The following is a 14,426-nucleotide window of genomic DNA, read 5'->3' on the forward strand; positions in this document are numbered from 1 at the left end:
ATGGGCGAGACGAAAAAATCTATCGCATCTCAGGACGTTAATCTGAAGGCGATTGTCTTCCTGCTGATGGCGCTTTACGTCTGGAACGGGCTCAGAGGTAGAGGCGAGATACCTCGATGGCATCAAGGCGGACATAGCTTGTGAAGGTTGGCTTTCTCGCCGGTCATTCCTGCATAGGTAATGGCCAGCTTAAAGCCATAGTCGGAGAAAAGTGGCGAGAATGCTTTGTGAAAGCCAAGCCCGCAAGGGACCGACTAGGGTATGAATTCGGAGATTGGTGATAACAGATCAGTCATCGACAAATTTCCCTTTGTCGAAGCCGTTCCATATGTATTCGAAAAAGTGAAGCGCGAAACAAGAGTAGTTGAACACCCCTAGCTCGCTAGACGATCTAACGCCTTTATTGATCAGAATTCGTACTACTAATCCCGCTAGAACATAGCAGAGGATTGCCGCTAGGATTTTGACGCCAGTCGCTGTTGAAAGAAGAGGCAATGGAATGAGCACGAGCACGGCTCTATAGGTGATAATGTTTTTTCTAATGAAACTTTTCACTAGCCCACCGCCCTGATCCGCATCAAATCCGCGGGGCGTTAAAGGTATTCGCACGGCACGTGACATGCAAGCAGACTCGGGAATTTGATCGTGTTTTGATCGTCATACAAGTTCACCAGCCCCGCCCGTAACAAGGTGGGGCTGATCTCGTTTCAGGAGCGAACATGATCCTCCTCCAAACCATGGTCTACATGATCGCGGCGCACTTCCTGCTCGACTATGCCCTTCAAGGCGAATGGATGAGCAAGGCGAAGAACGCAACGCTTGATCTGGTGCCAGGTGAGCGCATCTGGCCGCTGGCATTGTTCGGGCATGCTCTGCTTCATGCGACGGCGGTGCAGATCATCACAGGCAGCTGGGTGTTCTTTGCCGCCGAACTGATCATCCACGGTTCGACCGATTATGCCAAGTGCAATGGCCGGTTCGGCTACAACATTGATCAGGCCATCCACATCTGCTGCAAGCTGGCATATGTTGGCGCAATGCTGATCGCGCTTCTGTAGACCGTTGCGGGACCCCCCGTTTCGGCTTTCGTTTATGGAGATGAGAGATGAAGTTTTACATCTCCTTTAATCCTGAACCTAAACCGAATAGCCCTCCGAGCGCTCCTTTAGGAGGCGAATCCATAAGTGCTTTGGCGATCCGTTGAAGCGACATGCGGCTTTTGATTGATCGAAGATTGTTGTCAATGAGATTGATCTCATCAATGCGATCGATGAAGTCGTCAACGGACCAGTCTGTTTCAGCAAACTTAAGCTGCTTCTTGGCTTCGATAGTGAAGAACTCTACCCCATCGGTTTTAGGGCTGGCTCTAAAAGCGGTGTGGGCCACAATGTTTCTGGCCTCAGAAATCTTTCTGGCTTTTAATGCCCAGTTGTCGAACTCCTTGGCCTTTGTTTTATCGAAGACATAGAAGTTCACCAGCGACCTCAGGGTATTGATCTTGTCATTGAGGGACATGTTGCGGGTGATTATCGACAGTTTTGCTTGATCAATATCCAAAACGTCTCCGACCGCATCATTGATTGCCAATTCCAATACGGCGAAGTAGCCCATGTAGGCACCGACGAGAGTAAAAGCTCTTGTGTCTGGCTCAAGCTTGAGCATCTCGCTTTTTGTTAAGGGAGCCACCACCTACTGCCTTTCCTGCACCGCCATATAGTGCGGATTGTTACCGAAGGCGATTGGCCGTTGGTTTCCGATCCTATCGAAGTGTCCGGCTCGCTCGGGGTCGCCTTTGGGAAGCGATGCGCTGATTACCTCGTTTGGGTTGAGTTCGGTTGCCACAAGCCTGCGCATGATCTCTTCGATTTCGGTATCATCCAAGCCACCAGGCAACGACCAGGACGATACCGGTTCTAGCCCGTCATACTTAGTTATTATCCATTTCGCCATTCTCTCATCCCCCAAGGTAATCCATGCCAGTCCTGAAGAATGCACGGCACGAGCGGATGGCGCAAGGTCTCGCCAAAGGGCTGTCGGCAGAGAAGGCGCATGTCGAAGCAGGGTTCAAGCAGAACCGGCATAACGCGGCGGCTTTAGCACGAGATCAACACATTTTAACACGGGTGAAAGAATTGCAGGGCAAGGCCGCTGAAAAGGCCGGTGTCACCATACAGAGCCTCACAGAAGAGCTTGAGCAGGCTCGGGGCATCGCAATAGCCGAAAAGCAATCAAGCGCTGCTGTGGCCGCTACAATGGGCAAAGCAAAGCTGCATGGATTGCTCATTGAGAAGAAGCGCCTTGAAGGACCAGACGGCGGACCGGTCAAGATCGACCTGACAGGATATTCAATTGAACAGCTCCAGTCCCTTGAACAACTTCTCGGTTCGATTGCCAGCAGCACCGGCGGTGATACTGAAACAGGTGAGAGCGGAGATAGCGAAGCGGACGGCTGAAGCGGAGCGCGAAAGGATCGCGGCAGACGCAGAGCGGATCAAGGCGAGATGCCAGACACTGGAAGGGTTCATTACTGAGTTCTGGGATATCCTTGAACCGAAGAAGGAACTGAAATTCGGATGGGCCTTGCGCGCGATGTGCAAGCATCTGGAGGCGGTAACAGAAGGCAAGATACAGTTCCTGATGATGACCGTGCCGCCTGGCATGATGAAGTCATTGGTAATGGTGTTCTGGTCGGCATGGGAGTGGGGACCACTAGAGCGCCCTGATATTCAGGTTCTCGCCACCTCCTACAGCCAGCCAAACGTTCTTCGCGATAACATGAAGCTTCGCCGGTTGGTGGAGAGCGATAAGTTCCAGATGCTCTGGCCGCTCCGGCTTCGGGATGATCAGAACGCCAAGGGCAAGTTCGAAAACACTGGCAGCGGCTTTAGCGAGGCTCGTCCATTCAGTTCCATGACCGGTGGTCGCGGTGACCGGGTAAAGATCGATGACCCGCATTCGACCGAGACGGCAGAGAGCGACACAGAACGGCAGACGGCAGTCCGTATATTCCGAGAGGGTATATCGGACCGCCTGAACGATGTAACGACCTCGGCCATCGTCATCATCATGCAGCGATTGCACGAGCAGGACGTGGCCGGTGTGGCGCTGCAGCTTGATATCGGCTTTGTTCATCTCAACCTGCCGATGGAGTTCGAACCGGAGCGTAAGTGCCAGACATACGTCAAAGGCGAACTGTTCTTCGAAGACCCACGGACGGAAGATGGGGAGCTGCTGTTCCCTGAACGCTTCCCGGCGACCGAGATCGAACGGCTCAAGCGGGCGAAGGGATCATACGCCTATTCGGGTCAGTACCAGCAGCGTCCAGCGCCGCGCTCGGGCGGTATGTTCCAGCGTGGTGACTTTGAGATTGTTGACGCAGTCCCAGCCGGTGCCATGCGGTGCAGAGCGTGGGACTTTGCAGCAACCCAGCCGAAGCCCGGTAAGCAGCCTGACTGGACCGTGGGCCTCCGCATGGCGCATCACGCGGGCATCTTCTACGTCGAGGATGTGAAGCGTGACCGGTGGTCGCCAGCCGATGTGGAAAAGAACCTGAAGAACACGGCATCGCAGGATGGCCTAGAGGTTCGCGTTCGCATGCCGCAAGACCCCGGCGCTGCGGGTAAGTCGGATGCGGCCACGAAGGTCAAGCTGCTCGCCGGTTACGAGGTCAAGGTAGTGGCGCCGACTGGTGAGAAGTCGGTACGCGCCAAGCCAGCCTCTGCGCAGGCCGAAGCGGGCAACGTCAAGCTGGTGCGCGGACCATGGAACGATACATTTCTGGATGAGGTCTGCTCATTCCCGAATGCCCAACATGATGACCAGGTCGATGCCTTCGCTGATGCTCTGAATGAGTTGGCGCTTGGCTCAACCTTCACACTCGACAATATCTGAGGAACCCTATGGGAAACAATGACGTGCGGCTGAACGACAGCCTGACCAGTCTCGTGTCCCGCATGGGAACGGATCGGGACAAGGCCGCAACGGTCTTCTACACGCATCCGACCTTGGATGACGGGCAGGCGCTGGCCGCATATCGTGGCTCGTGGCTGCCGCGTAAGATCGTGGACATCCCGGCGCTGGATAGCTGCCGCAAGTGGCGCGACTGGCAGGCCAAGAATGATGAGATCGAACTCATCGAGGCGGAAGAGAACCGGCTGAACCTGAAGGGCAAGGTGCTGGATGCTCTGATCAAGGCTCGGCTTCTTGGTGGCGGCGCAATCTTCATCGGGACAGGTGATGCCAACCCAGAGGAGCCGCTTGACTATGAGAAGGTCCAGAAGGACGGCCTGAAATACCTTACCGTGCTTTCCAAGCGCGATATGTCGGCAGGACCGATCGATCAGGATGTGAACTCGGATTTTCATGGCAAGCCGTCATACTACGAGGTGACCGGCAACAACGCGATGGTGCGAATCCATCCGTCGCGTCTCGTGATCTTCGCCGGTGCCAAGCATCCAGACAGCCTCATGATGGGCATTCAGGACGGCTGGGGCGATAGTGTGCTGACTGCAACGCTCGATGCCATCAAAAACGCAGACAGCACGGCAGGCAACATCGCCTCGCTCGTGTTCGAAGCCAAGATCGATATCATCCGCGTTCCCAACTTCATGGCCTCGCTTGGCAATGAAGAATACAAGCGCAAGATCCTAGAGCGCTACACGCTGGCCAACATGTCCAAGGGCATCAACGGCACGCTGCTGCTCGACAAGGAAGAGGAATACGAGACCAAGTCTGCCCAGCTGGCAGGACTGACCGACATCCTCATGGCCTTCATGCAGATCGTGTCCGGTGCTGCCGATATCCCGGTTACACGCCTTCTAGGGCAGTCACCAGCGGGCATGAATGCAACCGGCACCAGCGACATGAAGAACTATCATGATCGCATCCAGTCGATACAACAGCTGGAAATGACGCCCGCCCTGCACAAGCTGGATGAAGTGCTTATCCGGTCCGCGCTCGGCAAGCGCCCGCCTGAAATCCATTATGTCTGGTCACCACTTGAGCAGATGAGTGAAAAGGAACGGGCCGACATCTTCAAGCTCAACGCCGATGCGGCACGCCAGCTTGTTGGCTCTGGAACGGGGCAAGAGATCATCACCCGTGAGGCTGTATCGAAGGCTCTGGTCAATCGACTGGTCGAGGATGGCGTTCTGCCAGGTCTTGAGGATGCCGTTGACGAGTTTGGCGGCATCGAAGAGCAAGAGCCAACCGAAGAAGAGCTTGCAGCCGCAGCAGGTGCCCAGCAGGCAGCAAACACCAACAACGTGACCCGGATGCAGCAGGCGGCGAACGATGCCGCTCCACGGACGCTGTATGTGTCCCGCAAGGTGGTCAACGCTGCTGATCTGATCGCATGGGCAAAGGGGCAGGGGTTTAAGACCACGCTTCCAGCCGATGATCTGCACGTAACCATAGCATTCAGCCGCGCGCCGGTGGATTGGATGAAGGTCGGTGAAGCTTGGCAGAGTGAGCTAAAGCTTGCCGCCGGTGGGCCGCGTCTGATGGAACGGTTCGGTGAAGCTCGGGTGCTGCTGTTCAAGGCCAGTGAGCTTGAGTGGCGACATGAAGCAATGAAGGCGGCTGGCGCATCGTGGGATCACGAGGAATACCAGCCGCACATCACCATCAGCTATGACCCGGAATCGCCTGACCTCGCCGACGTCGAGCCCTATCAGGGTGAGATCATCTTGGGGCCGGAGATGTTTGCCGAGGTCAAGGAGGGGTAAGGGTTTAGGAGTGAACCATAAGTGGGGCTGATCCTTGGGTGTTCCGATGATCTTCGGATGCCCAAAGTCGCCAAGCGCGAGTAAATACGCAGTTCGACTCATAGGACGAAATTCGTAAAGTAGCCAAGTTGAGATGGCCACCTCGCAATTTCATATCGGTCTTATTAGCTCCAATAACGAGCTTCAGTCCGGATGCTCCAATTTCCAGTGTCCCGGCTCTCTCTGCCAATGAAGAATCGGAAGTGAAACTCGCATCAGGCTCTATTTCGAAAACCCAGTCAGACCCGTAAGTTAGGCAAAGTTCTTCATTGTTGAACCTGTCAATGTAAGGCTCCGATCCTTGCTCTCCCACGAAACACGCGACCAGTGTTTGGTCATACTCAGGGTTCTGAGAGATAACGATGCCTAAGTCGGCCACACCGCTGTTTGGGATAATTACAAGTTCCCCTACGGCGACTGCCGAAAGCACCTTCGACTGAAATGCTGACTTTACTAACATTCTACCTCCTTTGATTGATAGTTGAAGTTAAGCACACGAAGCAACCCGTAGTCGATAGCGACTTAAGGACGATCAACAATGCAATTCACCGACGCTGTAACGGTGTCCGGCACGCGTCGGACTGCCGATGGATATCTTATTGCCGAAGCCAAGTCGGTTCGCACCGGCATCCAGCTTTACTCTGGCGATGAGGTCGGCAAGCCAGACATGAAGGTGGTGCGCGTCTATCGCCCTGCCGATCAGGTCTTTGCAGATAGCAGCCTCCAGAGCTTCACCCATGCCCCGGTGACGATGAACCACCCTGACGAAGCGGTGACAGCAGACAACTGGAAAGAGCTTGCCGTTGGAGAAGTCAGCACGGCTGCCAAGAAGGATGGGGAGTGGGTTCACCTGCCTCTCATCCTGAAGGACGCAGCGGCCATTTCCTCGGTGGAGAGCGGCAAGCGTGAGCTATCCGCTGGTTACACCTGCGAACTCGTCTGGGGCGACGGTGTGACGGATGACGGGCAAGAGTTCAACGCCACCCAGACAAACATCAAGATCAACCACCTGGCCATCGTAGATCGCGCCAGAGCCGGTTCACAAGCTCGCATTGGTGACAGTGCGGGAGAATGGGGCGCTTCCCCGCTCACCAATGATCACAAACCGAAAGAGGAAAAGATCATGACCCTGAAGACGGTTACCGTCGATGGCATCCCGGTTGAAGTAACCGATCAGGGCGCCATCGTCATCAATACGCTACAGACCCGGCTTGCGGACGCTGTTGCCAAGATCACCACGACCGAGACGGCCCACCAGTCTGTCGTAGCTGCAAAGGATCAGGAAATCGGCACGCTGAAAGCCGATCTCAAGAAGGCTCAAGACGCTGCCATGAAGCCGGAAGACGTTGACCGCCTCGTGGCCGACCGTTCTGCTCTCGTGCAAACCGTCAAGGCAATCGACAGCGCAATCGAAATCAAAGGCTCTGACGCCGATCTTCGCCGCGCTGCGGTCAAGTCCAAGCTCGGTGACGAGATGGTCAAGGATGCATCCGACGACATGATTACCGGCATGTTCCGGGCAATCGCCAAGGATGCCAAGCCGGTCGATGCTTTTGCCGACGTCATCAAAGACGGGCTCAAGCCATCTCCAACACTCACCGCCGATGAAGACAAGGCTTGGGCCGCGTCCATCGCTGATCTCAACCGCAAGACGGAGGCCGCATAATATGGCTATGACCCCTCTACAGACCACGTACCCGGATCGTCAGGCCCGCTGGGTCGAAGGTATGATCCCAGATATGCGCACGCCCGGTCAGGACATCTCGCTGAACGTTGAGACGGCGGCTGGTATCGGCTTCGGCAAGGCTGCATTCCACGGCACGGCTGACAATCAACTGATCGTCGCGAACGGCACTGCCAAGTTCGCGGGCATCACGGTTCTCGACACAACGCAGCTTGAAGACAAGTACCCGCAGTATGCGACCGCGCGCGTCCGCACCAAGGGCCCCGTTGTCGTCACCGCCAATGTGCAGGTTGCCAAGGGCGATCCGGCTTACTTCATCCCGGCCTCGGGCCTCTACACCAATGTGGCGACGAATAACACGCTCATCGGCAAGTTCGAGACCTCGACAACCGGCGCCACCCAGCTTGCAGTTCTGAACCTGCAGTAATCCTGAAAGGAAACGCTGAAATGAAACACTTCCAGATGGATGCTCAGGTGGCGATGTCTTTCGCCATTTCTCAGGCATCCCGCATCAACGCCACGGTCTACCAGACCCGCTACCCGGCGATCCGGTATCGTGGCCTCGTTCCTGTCGATACGACCGGCCCAGAATGGGTGAAGTCCATCACGTACTTCTCTCTTGATGGTGTTGGACAGGCTGAATGGATGAACGCTGGCGCCGATGACGTGCCGCGCGCAGAGCTTATCCGTGCCAAGACTGAAACCACCGTCAGCATGGCGGCTATCGGTTACGGTTGGAATCTCGAAGAGCTGGCGCAGGCTCAGATGCTTGGCATTGAACTTGCCCCTCGCAAGGGTCAAGCAGCACGCCGAGCGTCTGAAGAGTTCACGGATAACGTCGCTTTCTTCGGTGACGTCACCAAAGGCTTCTACGGCGTGACCAATCAGCCTGGCGTCGTCGCAGGTGACGCTCCGGCCACGGGCACAGGTTCCTCCACTTCGTGGGACGACAAGACGCCAGGTCAGATCATGGCAGATGTCAACGGCCTTCTGTCTGGCGTCTTCATCGGCTCCAATACCGTTGAAATGGCTGACACCCTTGTTCTCCCGTACACGGAGATGCACGAGATTGGCACCCGTCAGTTGTCCGAAAACACGGAAACCACCATCCTTGAATGGCTGCGCACCAACAACGTTTACACGATGGAAACGGGCCAACCCCTGACCATCCGTGGCATTCGGGGCCTCGAAAACGCAGGGGCGGGCGGTTCATCTCGCGCGGTTGCTTATCGCAATGACGAGGAAGTTCTTCGCATGAATATGCCAATGCCCTTCCGGTTCTTCCCGGTCTGGCAGACGGGCCCGTTCCGTTACGAAGTGCCAGGCGCGATGCGTCTTGGTGGTGTTGATGTCTCCCTTCCTGCAGCTATTCGCTACATGGACGGGATCGGCGCGGAGGATTGATCCATGGAAGTCACAAACAACAGCCCGGCAACGCTTGTCCTCAACGGCAAGGTTGACGGCAAGGTCAAGCAGTTCTCCCTCAAGCCGAAGGAAAAAAAGGAGTTTGACCTCCTCGAAACCAAGGCGAACGAAGCGCGTATCAAGTCCGGCGCGATCTCCGTTGATGGCGAGCGCGCAGCCAGCAAGGACGAGCCGAATCTTGACCGTGAAGACCTCAAGAAGCAGGCCGACGAGCTGGGCATCGAATACCCAGCAAACGTCAAGACGGCCAAGCTGAAAGAACTGATCGACGCCAAACTGGCCGAGTGATCACCATCCCCGGCGGGCAACTGCCGGGGTTACTTATTTAGATCAGGGTCTGATAGGTCTTCGGCGTATATCTGAAGGTTGCCAATCTGGTCCGCTCCGTCGCGGTCGTACTTGTTGCTTGCGATCTTCTCAAGAAGAAGCCTGTAGCGTTTGAACGTGGTCAGCGTGGCCCCTTCGGTCCTGTCCAGAGTCAAAAGTACGCTTCGTCCGATGACTATCTGCACATCCTCATGGGTGTCTGTTTTCATGGGCCAGAGTATTGCTGAAGGCTTTGGCTCTGCATCTCTTGAAATGGCTAGCAATGGCATATTTGTCTCCTTTCATGAGGAGGTAATATTTAACCCACCTTCTTTAAAGAGCCCGGGATTTAGAAACATGGCTGCATATGGCAACATCGCAGGTTTCACGGCTTATGCTGTTGCCGCTGGCTATGCGTTCCCCGATGACACGACCGATGCCCAGAAATCCGCTGCGCTTATGCGTGGGTCTCTGGTGATCGATCGATATGAGCCAAGGTTCAGCGGAAAGCGGACAGGTGGTTTTGCTCAAGATCGGGCATGGCCGCGCACCGGTGCCAGCACTTACTATGGCGAGGCGGTACCTGACAATGTCGTACCGGTGGCGATTGATAACGCAGCCTATGAGGCAGCTTTTCTCGAATTGACCAACCCCGGCAGCCTGTCACCGGTGATTACCGGATCGGCCACGGTCAAGCGGGAGAAGATCGGCAGCCTTGAGGTCGAATACAGTTCTAGCTCCACCATGAGCTTTGAAGACATGATCAAGCTGGCCACACCGTTCGTGCTGACAATTGAGGGACTGCTGTGGATGTTCTTCCGCGCGCCCGAGCCAGCGATATTGGTGGTGTAGCTAGAATGAAGCTATGCAACTTCCGGTGTCCTTATCGATTACTCGAATGATGTCATAGCGATGGCCAGCGTTTCTGGAAAACTGCTCACCCATCTTGATAGCAGCATTTTCAGTGCCGCTGCCTGTGTGAAGATTTGTCTTAGACCCACCTTTGTGACCGACAATCTGAAATGTAACCGACATCTGTGTCTCCTTGGTTTTATGTGCGGTTCTGTCATTACATCCAAGGGTTTAAATGATGGGCTAAAAAACTCAGTGAATGTTTGACTAAATGGGAGATTTGATCGTTGGGAAGCTTTGACTACGCGAAGTCCCGAGCGACCGCTGAACGCCTCATTGCTAAGTTCGGCATGGCGGGCACGATCCGGCGCTCGGTCTCTTCCGGCCCGTCATACGATCCGGTCATCACCGATGTGGATTACACATGCCAGCTGGTAGTTCTCGACTACGAGGACAGCAAGATTGACGGCACGCTCATCCGCAAGACCGACAAGATGATCTACATCTCGACGGCTGGCCTCACGATCACGATGGCCGAGAGCGATAAGGTGATTGCCGATGGCAAGGAATATGCCATTGAGAAGCTGAAGCCGCTGTCGCCTGCTGGGCTGGTTGTGTTCTACGAAATCCAGGGCAGACGATGAACGACAACGTGCCGCCGTCAATAGCAGCCCGCATTCTCGTGCGCGGCGTGATCATCGGCTTCCTCATTGCATGCGCCGCAAGGCTTGGCTGGGCCGCTGGTGGCTGGATAATCGGGTGACAGATGGCACGTAAACCAACAGCCAAGCAGCAAATCCGCAAGCTGCTGGATGATCTGGAGCCTACCGTCCAGAAGGCGTTCTTCGACAGCATCGACAACCTGAAATCCAACATCGAACTAAACCGGATTGTTGAGCGGCTGGAGCGGCAGGACCTTGATGGCGCGTTACGGCTGCTGAACATCGACGCCAGCGCCTACAGACCGCTACAGAAGACCACAGAAGACGTTTTCGAGAGCGGTGGTGCACAGGCATCAAAGAAGGTACCAAAGCCTTCAGATATGGCAACAGCGACTTTTCGCTTCGATGTCAGGCACCCAACGGCAGAGCAGGACTTGCGGCAGTACAGTTCGACACTGGTCACCCGGATCAGTGAAGACCAGCGCCAGGCTGTCCGTGATGCATTGGCAGATGGCATCGCACAGGGCAGGGCACCGCGCCGCACGGCTCTGGATATCGTCGGCAGGCTAGATCGCATCACAGGACGCCGTGAGGGCGGGATCATTGGCCTTTCGAACCCACAGGCCAAGTATGTCGAGAACATGCGCCAGCGGCTCCTATCGGGCGATAAGGACGAACTGAAGAAGGTTCTGACCATGGAGCGCCGTGACAAGCGCTTTGATCGATCGATCCTCGAAGCCATTAAGACTGGCAAGAAGCTGGATCAAGCAACGGTGGACCGGATGACGGGCCGATATGCCGACCGGTTGCTTCTACTGCGCGGTGAGACAATCGCCCGTACCGAGACAATGACAGCCTTCAACAAAGGCCAGATGTCCTCGATGGGGCAGGCCATTGCAGAGGGCCGACTGTCTGCCGCTGTCGTGATGAAGGTCTGGCATGCCTTTCTTGATGAGCGGACACGGTTCACGCATCGGCTGCTCAATAAGACGCGAGTGGCGTTCAATGACAAGTTCCAGACGGCGCGGGGCAGGTTCATGGCTCATCCCGGCGACCTGGAAGGCGGCGTTGAGGAGTGTGCTTGCTGCCGGTGCTGGATGGAGTTCGTTATCGACTTCTTGGCGGATCTAGACTGATGGCGCGCGGACCAAGCGTAACGACGAGAGCGGGTAGGGCATCCTTCGGGAAGGCTCGTTTCTCCAGCCAGATTGATGCGTGGGTAAACCAGACAGAGAGGCGGATAAACGCCGTCTTCCGACTCTCCACGCAGAAGGTCATCAGCTACATGCAGGAGAACGTTCCGGTTCGGGATGGCTTCTTGCGCGCCTCGCTGGTGGTGCTGGTCAACCAAGACCCGCCGAAGGCTGACAAGACCGACGAGGATGGCTTAGGACCTTACACAGACGCCTACATGAAGATGGCTCTGGCTGGGGCGGTTGCCGGTGATCGCATCGTATCGGCTTACACGATGGTATATGCCCGTAGGCTGGAATACGGCTTCACGGGCACGGATTCCCTGGGCCGGTCATATAACCAGCCGCCAAGGGGCTGGACGCGCGCTGCGGCGGCTCGGTGGAATGAAGCGGTTCAGGAAGCGACCAAGGAAGCTATAGCCCGTTCCGGTCAATAATGGCGCCGTTGTTGCGGTCGCCACGCTCTGAGGCGATCAGCAGGCACCCTTGCAGATTTACCAGTGTCGTCAACGCGGCTGCCATCGTGGCAGTGCCAAGCGGTGTCAGGCATGTGTCATGGCCCAGCGCCTTGATCGCATCATGCAGGCGGTCGTGAACATCGTTATCGCTGAGCGGCTTTTTCGCAGACATAGAGGTTGAATACATGGCGACGGGACCGGACGCAATAATCCTTGCTGCGCTGCTCGCGCATCTTGAACAACTGACATTTACGCCCGCACTCCAGATCGCGATGCCTGGCATCGACTTCCCAACTAGCGGACAGCCCAAGCCAGACAATTACCTCGCTGCGTTCTTCATGCCGAATGAAACGACCAACAGCGAGCTTGGGGCAGGGCAGGAGCAGCGCCGAGGCATGTTGCAGGTTTCCGTCTTCTGGAAGAAAGGCGTCGGCCACATCAAGCCCATGGAAGCCGCAGACAAGATTATCGCTCACTTCGCCAAGGGCACGAAACTCCACAGCGGCGGCTTGAAGATCATCATTGATCGCAAGCCTTACGCCGCGTCACCACTCCAAGAAACCGACCGTGTGCAGGTGCCTGTGACGGTTCGATACCACGCCTTTGCATAGGAAAGGATATCCCCATGGCAGGCATTAAGACCACACTGGCGGGCACCGTTGTGTCCATCAGCACCACACCCGTTTCACCCGTTCTCAACCAGGCTGCATTCGCTGCTTTGAGCTATACGCCAATCGGCTCTGTCGGCAATCTGGGCGACTACGGTTCGGCGCCCAACATGGTGACCTACAACACGCTGGACACGGAAGTTGCTTCCAAGGCTAAGGGCGTGGAAGACGCTGGCGATATGTCGATTGAAGTGGCTCGTATCTTCGATGATCCCGGCCAGATCGCGATGCGCGCAGCTGCCGGCACGAAGTTCAACTATGCGATCAAGATCGAATACGAGGACGCCCCGAACGAAGATTACAGCAACACCATCATGTATGCGGTCGGCCCTGTAGCTGGCCCGCAGCTTCTTGGCGGTGGCACTGACGACTTTATCCGCGAAAGCTACACCATAGCATTCACGGATCAGCGTCCGCTCTTCATCGCCCCTGTCGAAACTCCATAAGGTGACCAATGGACATTCTTGCACTGACACCATCCACAATCACAGTTGATCTGAAGCATCCAGGCACAGGCGAGCTGCTCGGCGTCTCTGTCGAGTTGCAGAGCATCGAAAGCGATGAGGTGAAAGCAGTCGAACGCTCCTTGAAGAATAAGGCGCTGTCTTCGGGCCGCAACCGCGTGACCGCTGAAAAGATTGATGACAACACGATTGCGATTCTATCGGCCACCATCGTCAACTGGACGTTCACTGGTGAAGCAAACCTTGCTGGTGACAAGAAACCAGCCTGCAACGCTGCCAACAAGCGCAAGCTGCTGTCCAACCCCGTGATCGCCAAGCAGATCGATCTTGCCCTTGGAGATGAGGCGGCTTTTTTCGCCAGCTAGGCGACGAGCTAGTCGCCGCTGTCTCCCAGATCGCAAAATGGGAAACGCCCGGATATGAATTGGAGGAAATGCCCTCCGGTCCCGGCAAGGGTAAGGGCAAGAAGAAATCGAAGATCATCCTATCCCGGCGGGAGTTCAATGAGCGCTTTGGCCGGGACGATGAGAACCCAGATCAGCCGGAAATCTCCGACGAAGGTCAGCACCTCTGGGCTTGGTTCTGGCATCTTCACGCCAGACGATTGCAGGGCATGAACGGGCCGCAACCAATCACCTACGCGGATATCGATATCTGGTCGAGAATGACCGGGGAGGCAGTTCTGCGCGAGGAGGTGGCTATCCTGATCCGAATGGATGACGGGTATCGGATTGCAATGGCAGAAGAGATGGAAGTTCATCGGAAGGCGAGGGAGGCGGGTTAGCCTCAAGAAGAAAATATGCCAGTTGCGAAAGATATGTGGGTAGAAGTGTTCCGCTGGGCAACAGGTGACGAGGCATGTTGACAATCGGGACGGATAAAAAGGTGAGATGGGGGCGGCTACCAAGCCGCCTTTTCTATTTTCGCCCCTCGGCATCAAGCTGCTGAT

At 55.9% G+C, this 14,426-nt stretch carries 21 protein-coding genes; 17 read left to right on the plus strand and 4 right to left on the minus strand.

Features of this window, described 5'->3' with window-relative positions:
* Positions 1-719: 719 nt before the first annotated feature.
* Positions 720-1,058: a DUF3307 domain-containing protein gene (locus HRR99_RS03230; protein ID WP_233122739.1), complete on the plus strand. Its 339-nt coding sequence runs from the start codon at positions 720-722 to the stop codon at positions 1,056-1,058.
* A gap of 55 nt (positions 1,059-1,113) precedes the next feature.
* Here HRR99_RS03230 and HRR99_RS03235 read toward each other — a convergent pair whose 3' ends face one another.
* Both HRR99_RS03235 and HRR99_RS03240 read right to left on the minus strand, forming a co-directional pair.
* Complete coding sequence (locus HRR99_RS03235; RefSeq protein WP_233122740.1) at positions 1,114-1,689, minus strand: hypothetical protein; 576 nt, start codon at positions 1,687-1,689, stop codon at positions 1,114-1,116.
* Complete coding sequence (locus HRR99_RS03240) at positions 1,690-1,950, minus strand: hypothetical protein (protein ID WP_233122741.1); 261 nt, start codon at positions 1,948-1,950, stop codon at positions 1,690-1,692.
* A gap of 23 nt (positions 1,951-1,973) precedes the next feature.
* Here HRR99_RS03240 and HRR99_RS03245 point away from each other — a divergent pair, with 23 nt between their 5' ends.
* The 7 genes from HRR99_RS03245 to HRR99_RS03275 all read left to right on the plus strand — a co-directional run bounded on the left by HRR99_RS03245 (position 1,974) and on the right by HRR99_RS03275 (position 9,162).
* On the plus strand, positions 1,974-2,453 hold the full coding sequence (locus tag HRR99_RS03245; protein WP_233122742.1) for a hypothetical protein: 480 nt from the start codon (positions 1,974-1,976) through the stop codon (positions 2,451-2,453).
* Positions 2,350-3,891: a phage terminase large subunit gene (terL, locus tag HRR99_RS03250; protein WP_233122743.1), complete on the plus strand. Its 1,542-nt coding sequence runs from the start codon at positions 2,350-2,352 to the stop codon at positions 3,889-3,891. Before HRR99_RS03245 ends, terL begins: the two co-directional genes overlap by 104 nt.
* Before the next feature lie 8 nt (positions 3,892-3,899).
* Positions 3,900-5,726 carry an anti-CBASS protein Acb1 family protein gene (locus HRR99_RS03255; RefSeq protein ID WP_233122744.1) on the plus strand — a complete coding sequence of 609 codons (1,827 nt, stop codon included), beginning with the start codon at positions 3,900-3,902 and terminating at the stop codon, positions 5,724-5,726.
* A gap of 577 nt (positions 5,727-6,303) precedes the next feature.
* On the plus strand, positions 6,304-7,431 hold the full coding sequence (locus HRR99_RS03260; RefSeq protein ID WP_233122745.1) for a DUF2213 domain-containing protein: 1,128 nt from the start codon (positions 6,304-6,306) through the stop codon (positions 7,429-7,431).
* Position 7,432: 1 nt separating this feature from the next.
* The gene (locus tag HRR99_RS03265; protein WP_233122746.1) at positions 7,433-7,876 is read left to right on the plus strand and encodes a structural cement protein Gp24; all 444 of its coding nucleotides are present in this window, start codon (positions 7,433-7,435) and stop codon (positions 7,874-7,876) included.
* 20 nt (positions 7,877-7,896) lie between these two features.
* Entirely contained in the window at positions 7,897-8,853 is a 957-nt protein-coding gene (locus HRR99_RS03270; protein ID WP_233122747.1) for a DUF2184 domain-containing protein, read from the plus strand.
* A gap of 3 nt (positions 8,854-8,856) precedes the next feature.
* Entirely contained in the window at positions 8,857-9,162 is a 306-nt protein-coding gene (locus tag HRR99_RS03275; protein ID WP_233122748.1) for a hypothetical protein, read from the plus strand.
* 29 nt (positions 9,163-9,191) lie between these two features.
* On the opposite strand, the gene HRR99_RS03280 is transcribed toward HRR99_RS03275, so the two are convergent.
* The gene (locus HRR99_RS03280; RefSeq protein WP_233122749.1) at positions 9,192-9,470 is read right to left on the minus strand and encodes a hypothetical protein; all 279 of its coding nucleotides are present in this window, start codon (positions 9,468-9,470) and stop codon (positions 9,192-9,194) included.
* A gap of 67 nt (positions 9,471-9,537) precedes the next feature.
* Between HRR99_RS03280 and HRR99_RS03285 the strand changes: the two genes are divergently transcribed.
* From HRR99_RS03285 to HRR99_RS03300, 5 genes are all read left to right on the plus strand, one after another.
* Entirely contained in the window at positions 9,538-10,032 is a 495-nt protein-coding gene (locus tag HRR99_RS03285; protein ID WP_233122750.1) for a DnaT-like ssDNA-binding protein, read from the plus strand.
* Positions 10,033-10,319: 287 nt separating this feature from the next.
* Positions 10,320-10,676: a hypothetical protein gene (locus HRR99_RS03290; RefSeq protein ID WP_233122751.1), complete on the plus strand. Its 357-nt coding sequence runs from the start codon at positions 10,320-10,322 to the stop codon at positions 10,674-10,676.
* Entirely contained in the window at positions 10,673-10,795 is a 123-nt protein-coding gene (locus HRR99_RS23170; protein WP_272871359.1) for a hypothetical protein, read from the plus strand. The genes HRR99_RS03290 and HRR99_RS23170 overlap by 4 nt, the downstream gene beginning before the upstream one ends.
* A 3-nt stretch (positions 10,796-10,798) precedes the next feature.
* On the plus strand, positions 10,799-11,830 hold the full coding sequence (locus HRR99_RS03295) for a head morphogenesis protein (RefSeq protein WP_233122752.1): 1,032 nt from the start codon (positions 10,799-10,801) through the stop codon (positions 11,828-11,830).
* Positions 11,830-12,324, plus strand: a complete 495-nt coding sequence (locus tag HRR99_RS03300) for a hypothetical protein (protein ID WP_233122753.1) — start codon at positions 11,830-11,832, stop codon at positions 12,322-12,324. The genes HRR99_RS03295 and HRR99_RS03300 overlap by 1 nt, the downstream gene beginning before the upstream one ends.
* Here HRR99_RS03300 and HRR99_RS03305 read toward each other — a convergent pair.
* Positions 12,302-12,532, minus strand: coding sequence for a hypothetical protein (locus tag HRR99_RS03305; protein WP_233122754.1), 231 nt, complete (start codon positions 12,530-12,532; stop codon positions 12,302-12,304). The genes HRR99_RS03300 and HRR99_RS03305 overlap by 23 nt on opposite strands.
* On the opposite strand from HRR99_RS03305, the gene HRR99_RS03310 reads away from it, so the two are divergent.
* From HRR99_RS03310 to HRR99_RS03325, 4 genes are all read left to right on the plus strand, one after another.
* Positions 12,531-12,956 (plus strand): DUF4128 domain-containing protein, encoded by a 426-nt coding sequence (locus tag HRR99_RS03310; protein ID WP_233122755.1) that lies wholly within the window; start codon positions 12,531-12,533, stop codon positions 12,954-12,956. The two genes, HRR99_RS03305 and HRR99_RS03310, sit on opposite strands and share 2 nt — an antisense overlap.
* A gap of 14 nt (positions 12,957-12,970) precedes the next feature.
* Positions 12,971-13,459, plus strand: a complete 489-nt coding sequence (locus HRR99_RS03315) for a hypothetical protein (protein ID WP_233122756.1) — start codon at positions 12,971-12,973, stop codon at positions 13,457-13,459.
* A gap of 8 nt (positions 13,460-13,467) precedes the next feature.
* A complete protein-coding gene (locus HRR99_RS03320) occupies positions 13,468-13,842 on the plus strand; it encodes a hypothetical protein (protein ID WP_206589440.1) in 375 nt (124 codons plus the stop codon).
* A 68-nt stretch (positions 13,843-13,910) separates the two neighbouring features.
* Positions 13,911-14,261 carry a phage tail assembly chaperone gene (locus HRR99_RS03325; RefSeq protein WP_422387330.1) on the plus strand — a complete coding sequence of 117 codons (351 nt, stop codon included), beginning with the start codon at positions 13,911-13,913 and terminating at the stop codon, positions 14,259-14,261.
* Positions 14,262-14,426 lie beyond the last annotated feature (165 nt).

Source organism: Agrobacterium vaccinii, assembly GCF_021310995.1.
In the GTDB taxonomy this organism is placed as follows: Bacteria; Pseudomonadota; Alphaproteobacteria; order Rhizobiales; family Rhizobiaceae; genus Agrobacterium; species Agrobacterium vaccinii.

Bases quoted from the DNA above. Each gene is read 5' to 3' on its own strand.
- HRR99_RS03300 (WP_233122753.1), top strand. From the start codon at position 11,830: ATGGCGCGCGGACCAAGCGTAACGACGAGAGCGGGTAGGGCATCCTTC.
- HRR99_RS03255 (WP_233122744.1), top strand. From the start codon at position 3,900: ATGGGAAACAATGACGTGCGGCTGAACGACAGCCTGACCAGTCTCGTG.
- HRR99_RS03245 (WP_233122742.1), top strand. From the start codon at position 1,974: ATGCCAGTCCTGAAGAATGCACGGCACGAGCGGATGGCGCAAGGTCTC.
- HRR99_RS03305 (WP_233122754.1), bottom strand. From the start codon at position 12,532: ATGTATTCAACCTCTATGTCTGCGAAAAAGCCGCTCAGCGATAACGAT.
- HRR99_RS03310 (WP_233122755.1), top strand. From the start codon at position 12,531: ATGGCGACGGGACCGGACGCAATAATCCTTGCTGCGCTGCTCGCGCAT.
- HRR99_RS03275 (WP_233122748.1), top strand. From the start codon at position 8,857: ATGGAAGTCACAAACAACAGCCCGGCAACGCTTGTCCTCAACGGCAAG.
- HRR99_RS03240 (WP_233122741.1), bottom strand. From the start codon at position 1,950: ATGGCGAAATGGATAATAACTAAGTATGACGGGCTAGAACCGGTATCG.
- HRR99_RS03325 (WP_422387330.1), top strand. From the start codon at position 13,911: ATGCCCTCCGGTCCCGGCAAGGGTAAGGGCAAGAAGAAATCGAAGATC.
- HRR99_RS03230 (WP_233122739.1), top strand. From the start codon at position 720: ATGATCCTCCTCCAAACCATGGTCTACATGATCGCGGCGCACTTCCTG.
- HRR99_RS03295 (WP_233122752.1), top strand. From the start codon at position 10,799: ATGGCACGTAAACCAACAGCCAAGCAGCAAATCCGCAAGCTGCTGGAT.
- HRR99_RS23170 (WP_272871359.1), top strand. From the start codon at position 10,673: ATGAACGACAACGTGCCGCCGTCAATAGCAGCCCGCATTCTCGTGCGC.
- HRR99_RS03270 (WP_233122747.1), top strand. From the start codon at position 7,897: ATGAAACACTTCCAGATGGATGCTCAGGTGGCGATGTCTTTCGCCATT.
- HRR99_RS03320 (WP_206589440.1), top strand. From the start codon at position 13,468: ATGGACATTCTTGCACTGACACCATCCACAATCACAGTTGATCTGAAG.
- HRR99_RS03285 (WP_233122750.1), top strand. From the start codon at position 9,538: ATGGCTGCATATGGCAACATCGCAGGTTTCACGGCTTATGCTGTTGCC.
- HRR99_RS03280 (WP_233122749.1), bottom strand. From the start codon at position 9,470: ATGCCATTGCTAGCCATTTCAAGAGATGCAGAGCCAAAGCCTTCAGCA.
- HRR99_RS03265 (WP_233122746.1), top strand. From the start codon at position 7,433: ATGGCTATGACCCCTCTACAGACCACGTACCCGGATCGTCAGGCCCGC.
- HRR99_RS03260 (WP_233122745.1), top strand. From the start codon at position 6,304: ATGCAATTCACCGACGCTGTAACGGTGTCCGGCACGCGTCGGACTGCC.
- HRR99_RS03315 (WP_233122756.1), top strand. From the start codon at position 12,971: ATGGCAGGCATTAAGACCACACTGGCGGGCACCGTTGTGTCCATCAGC.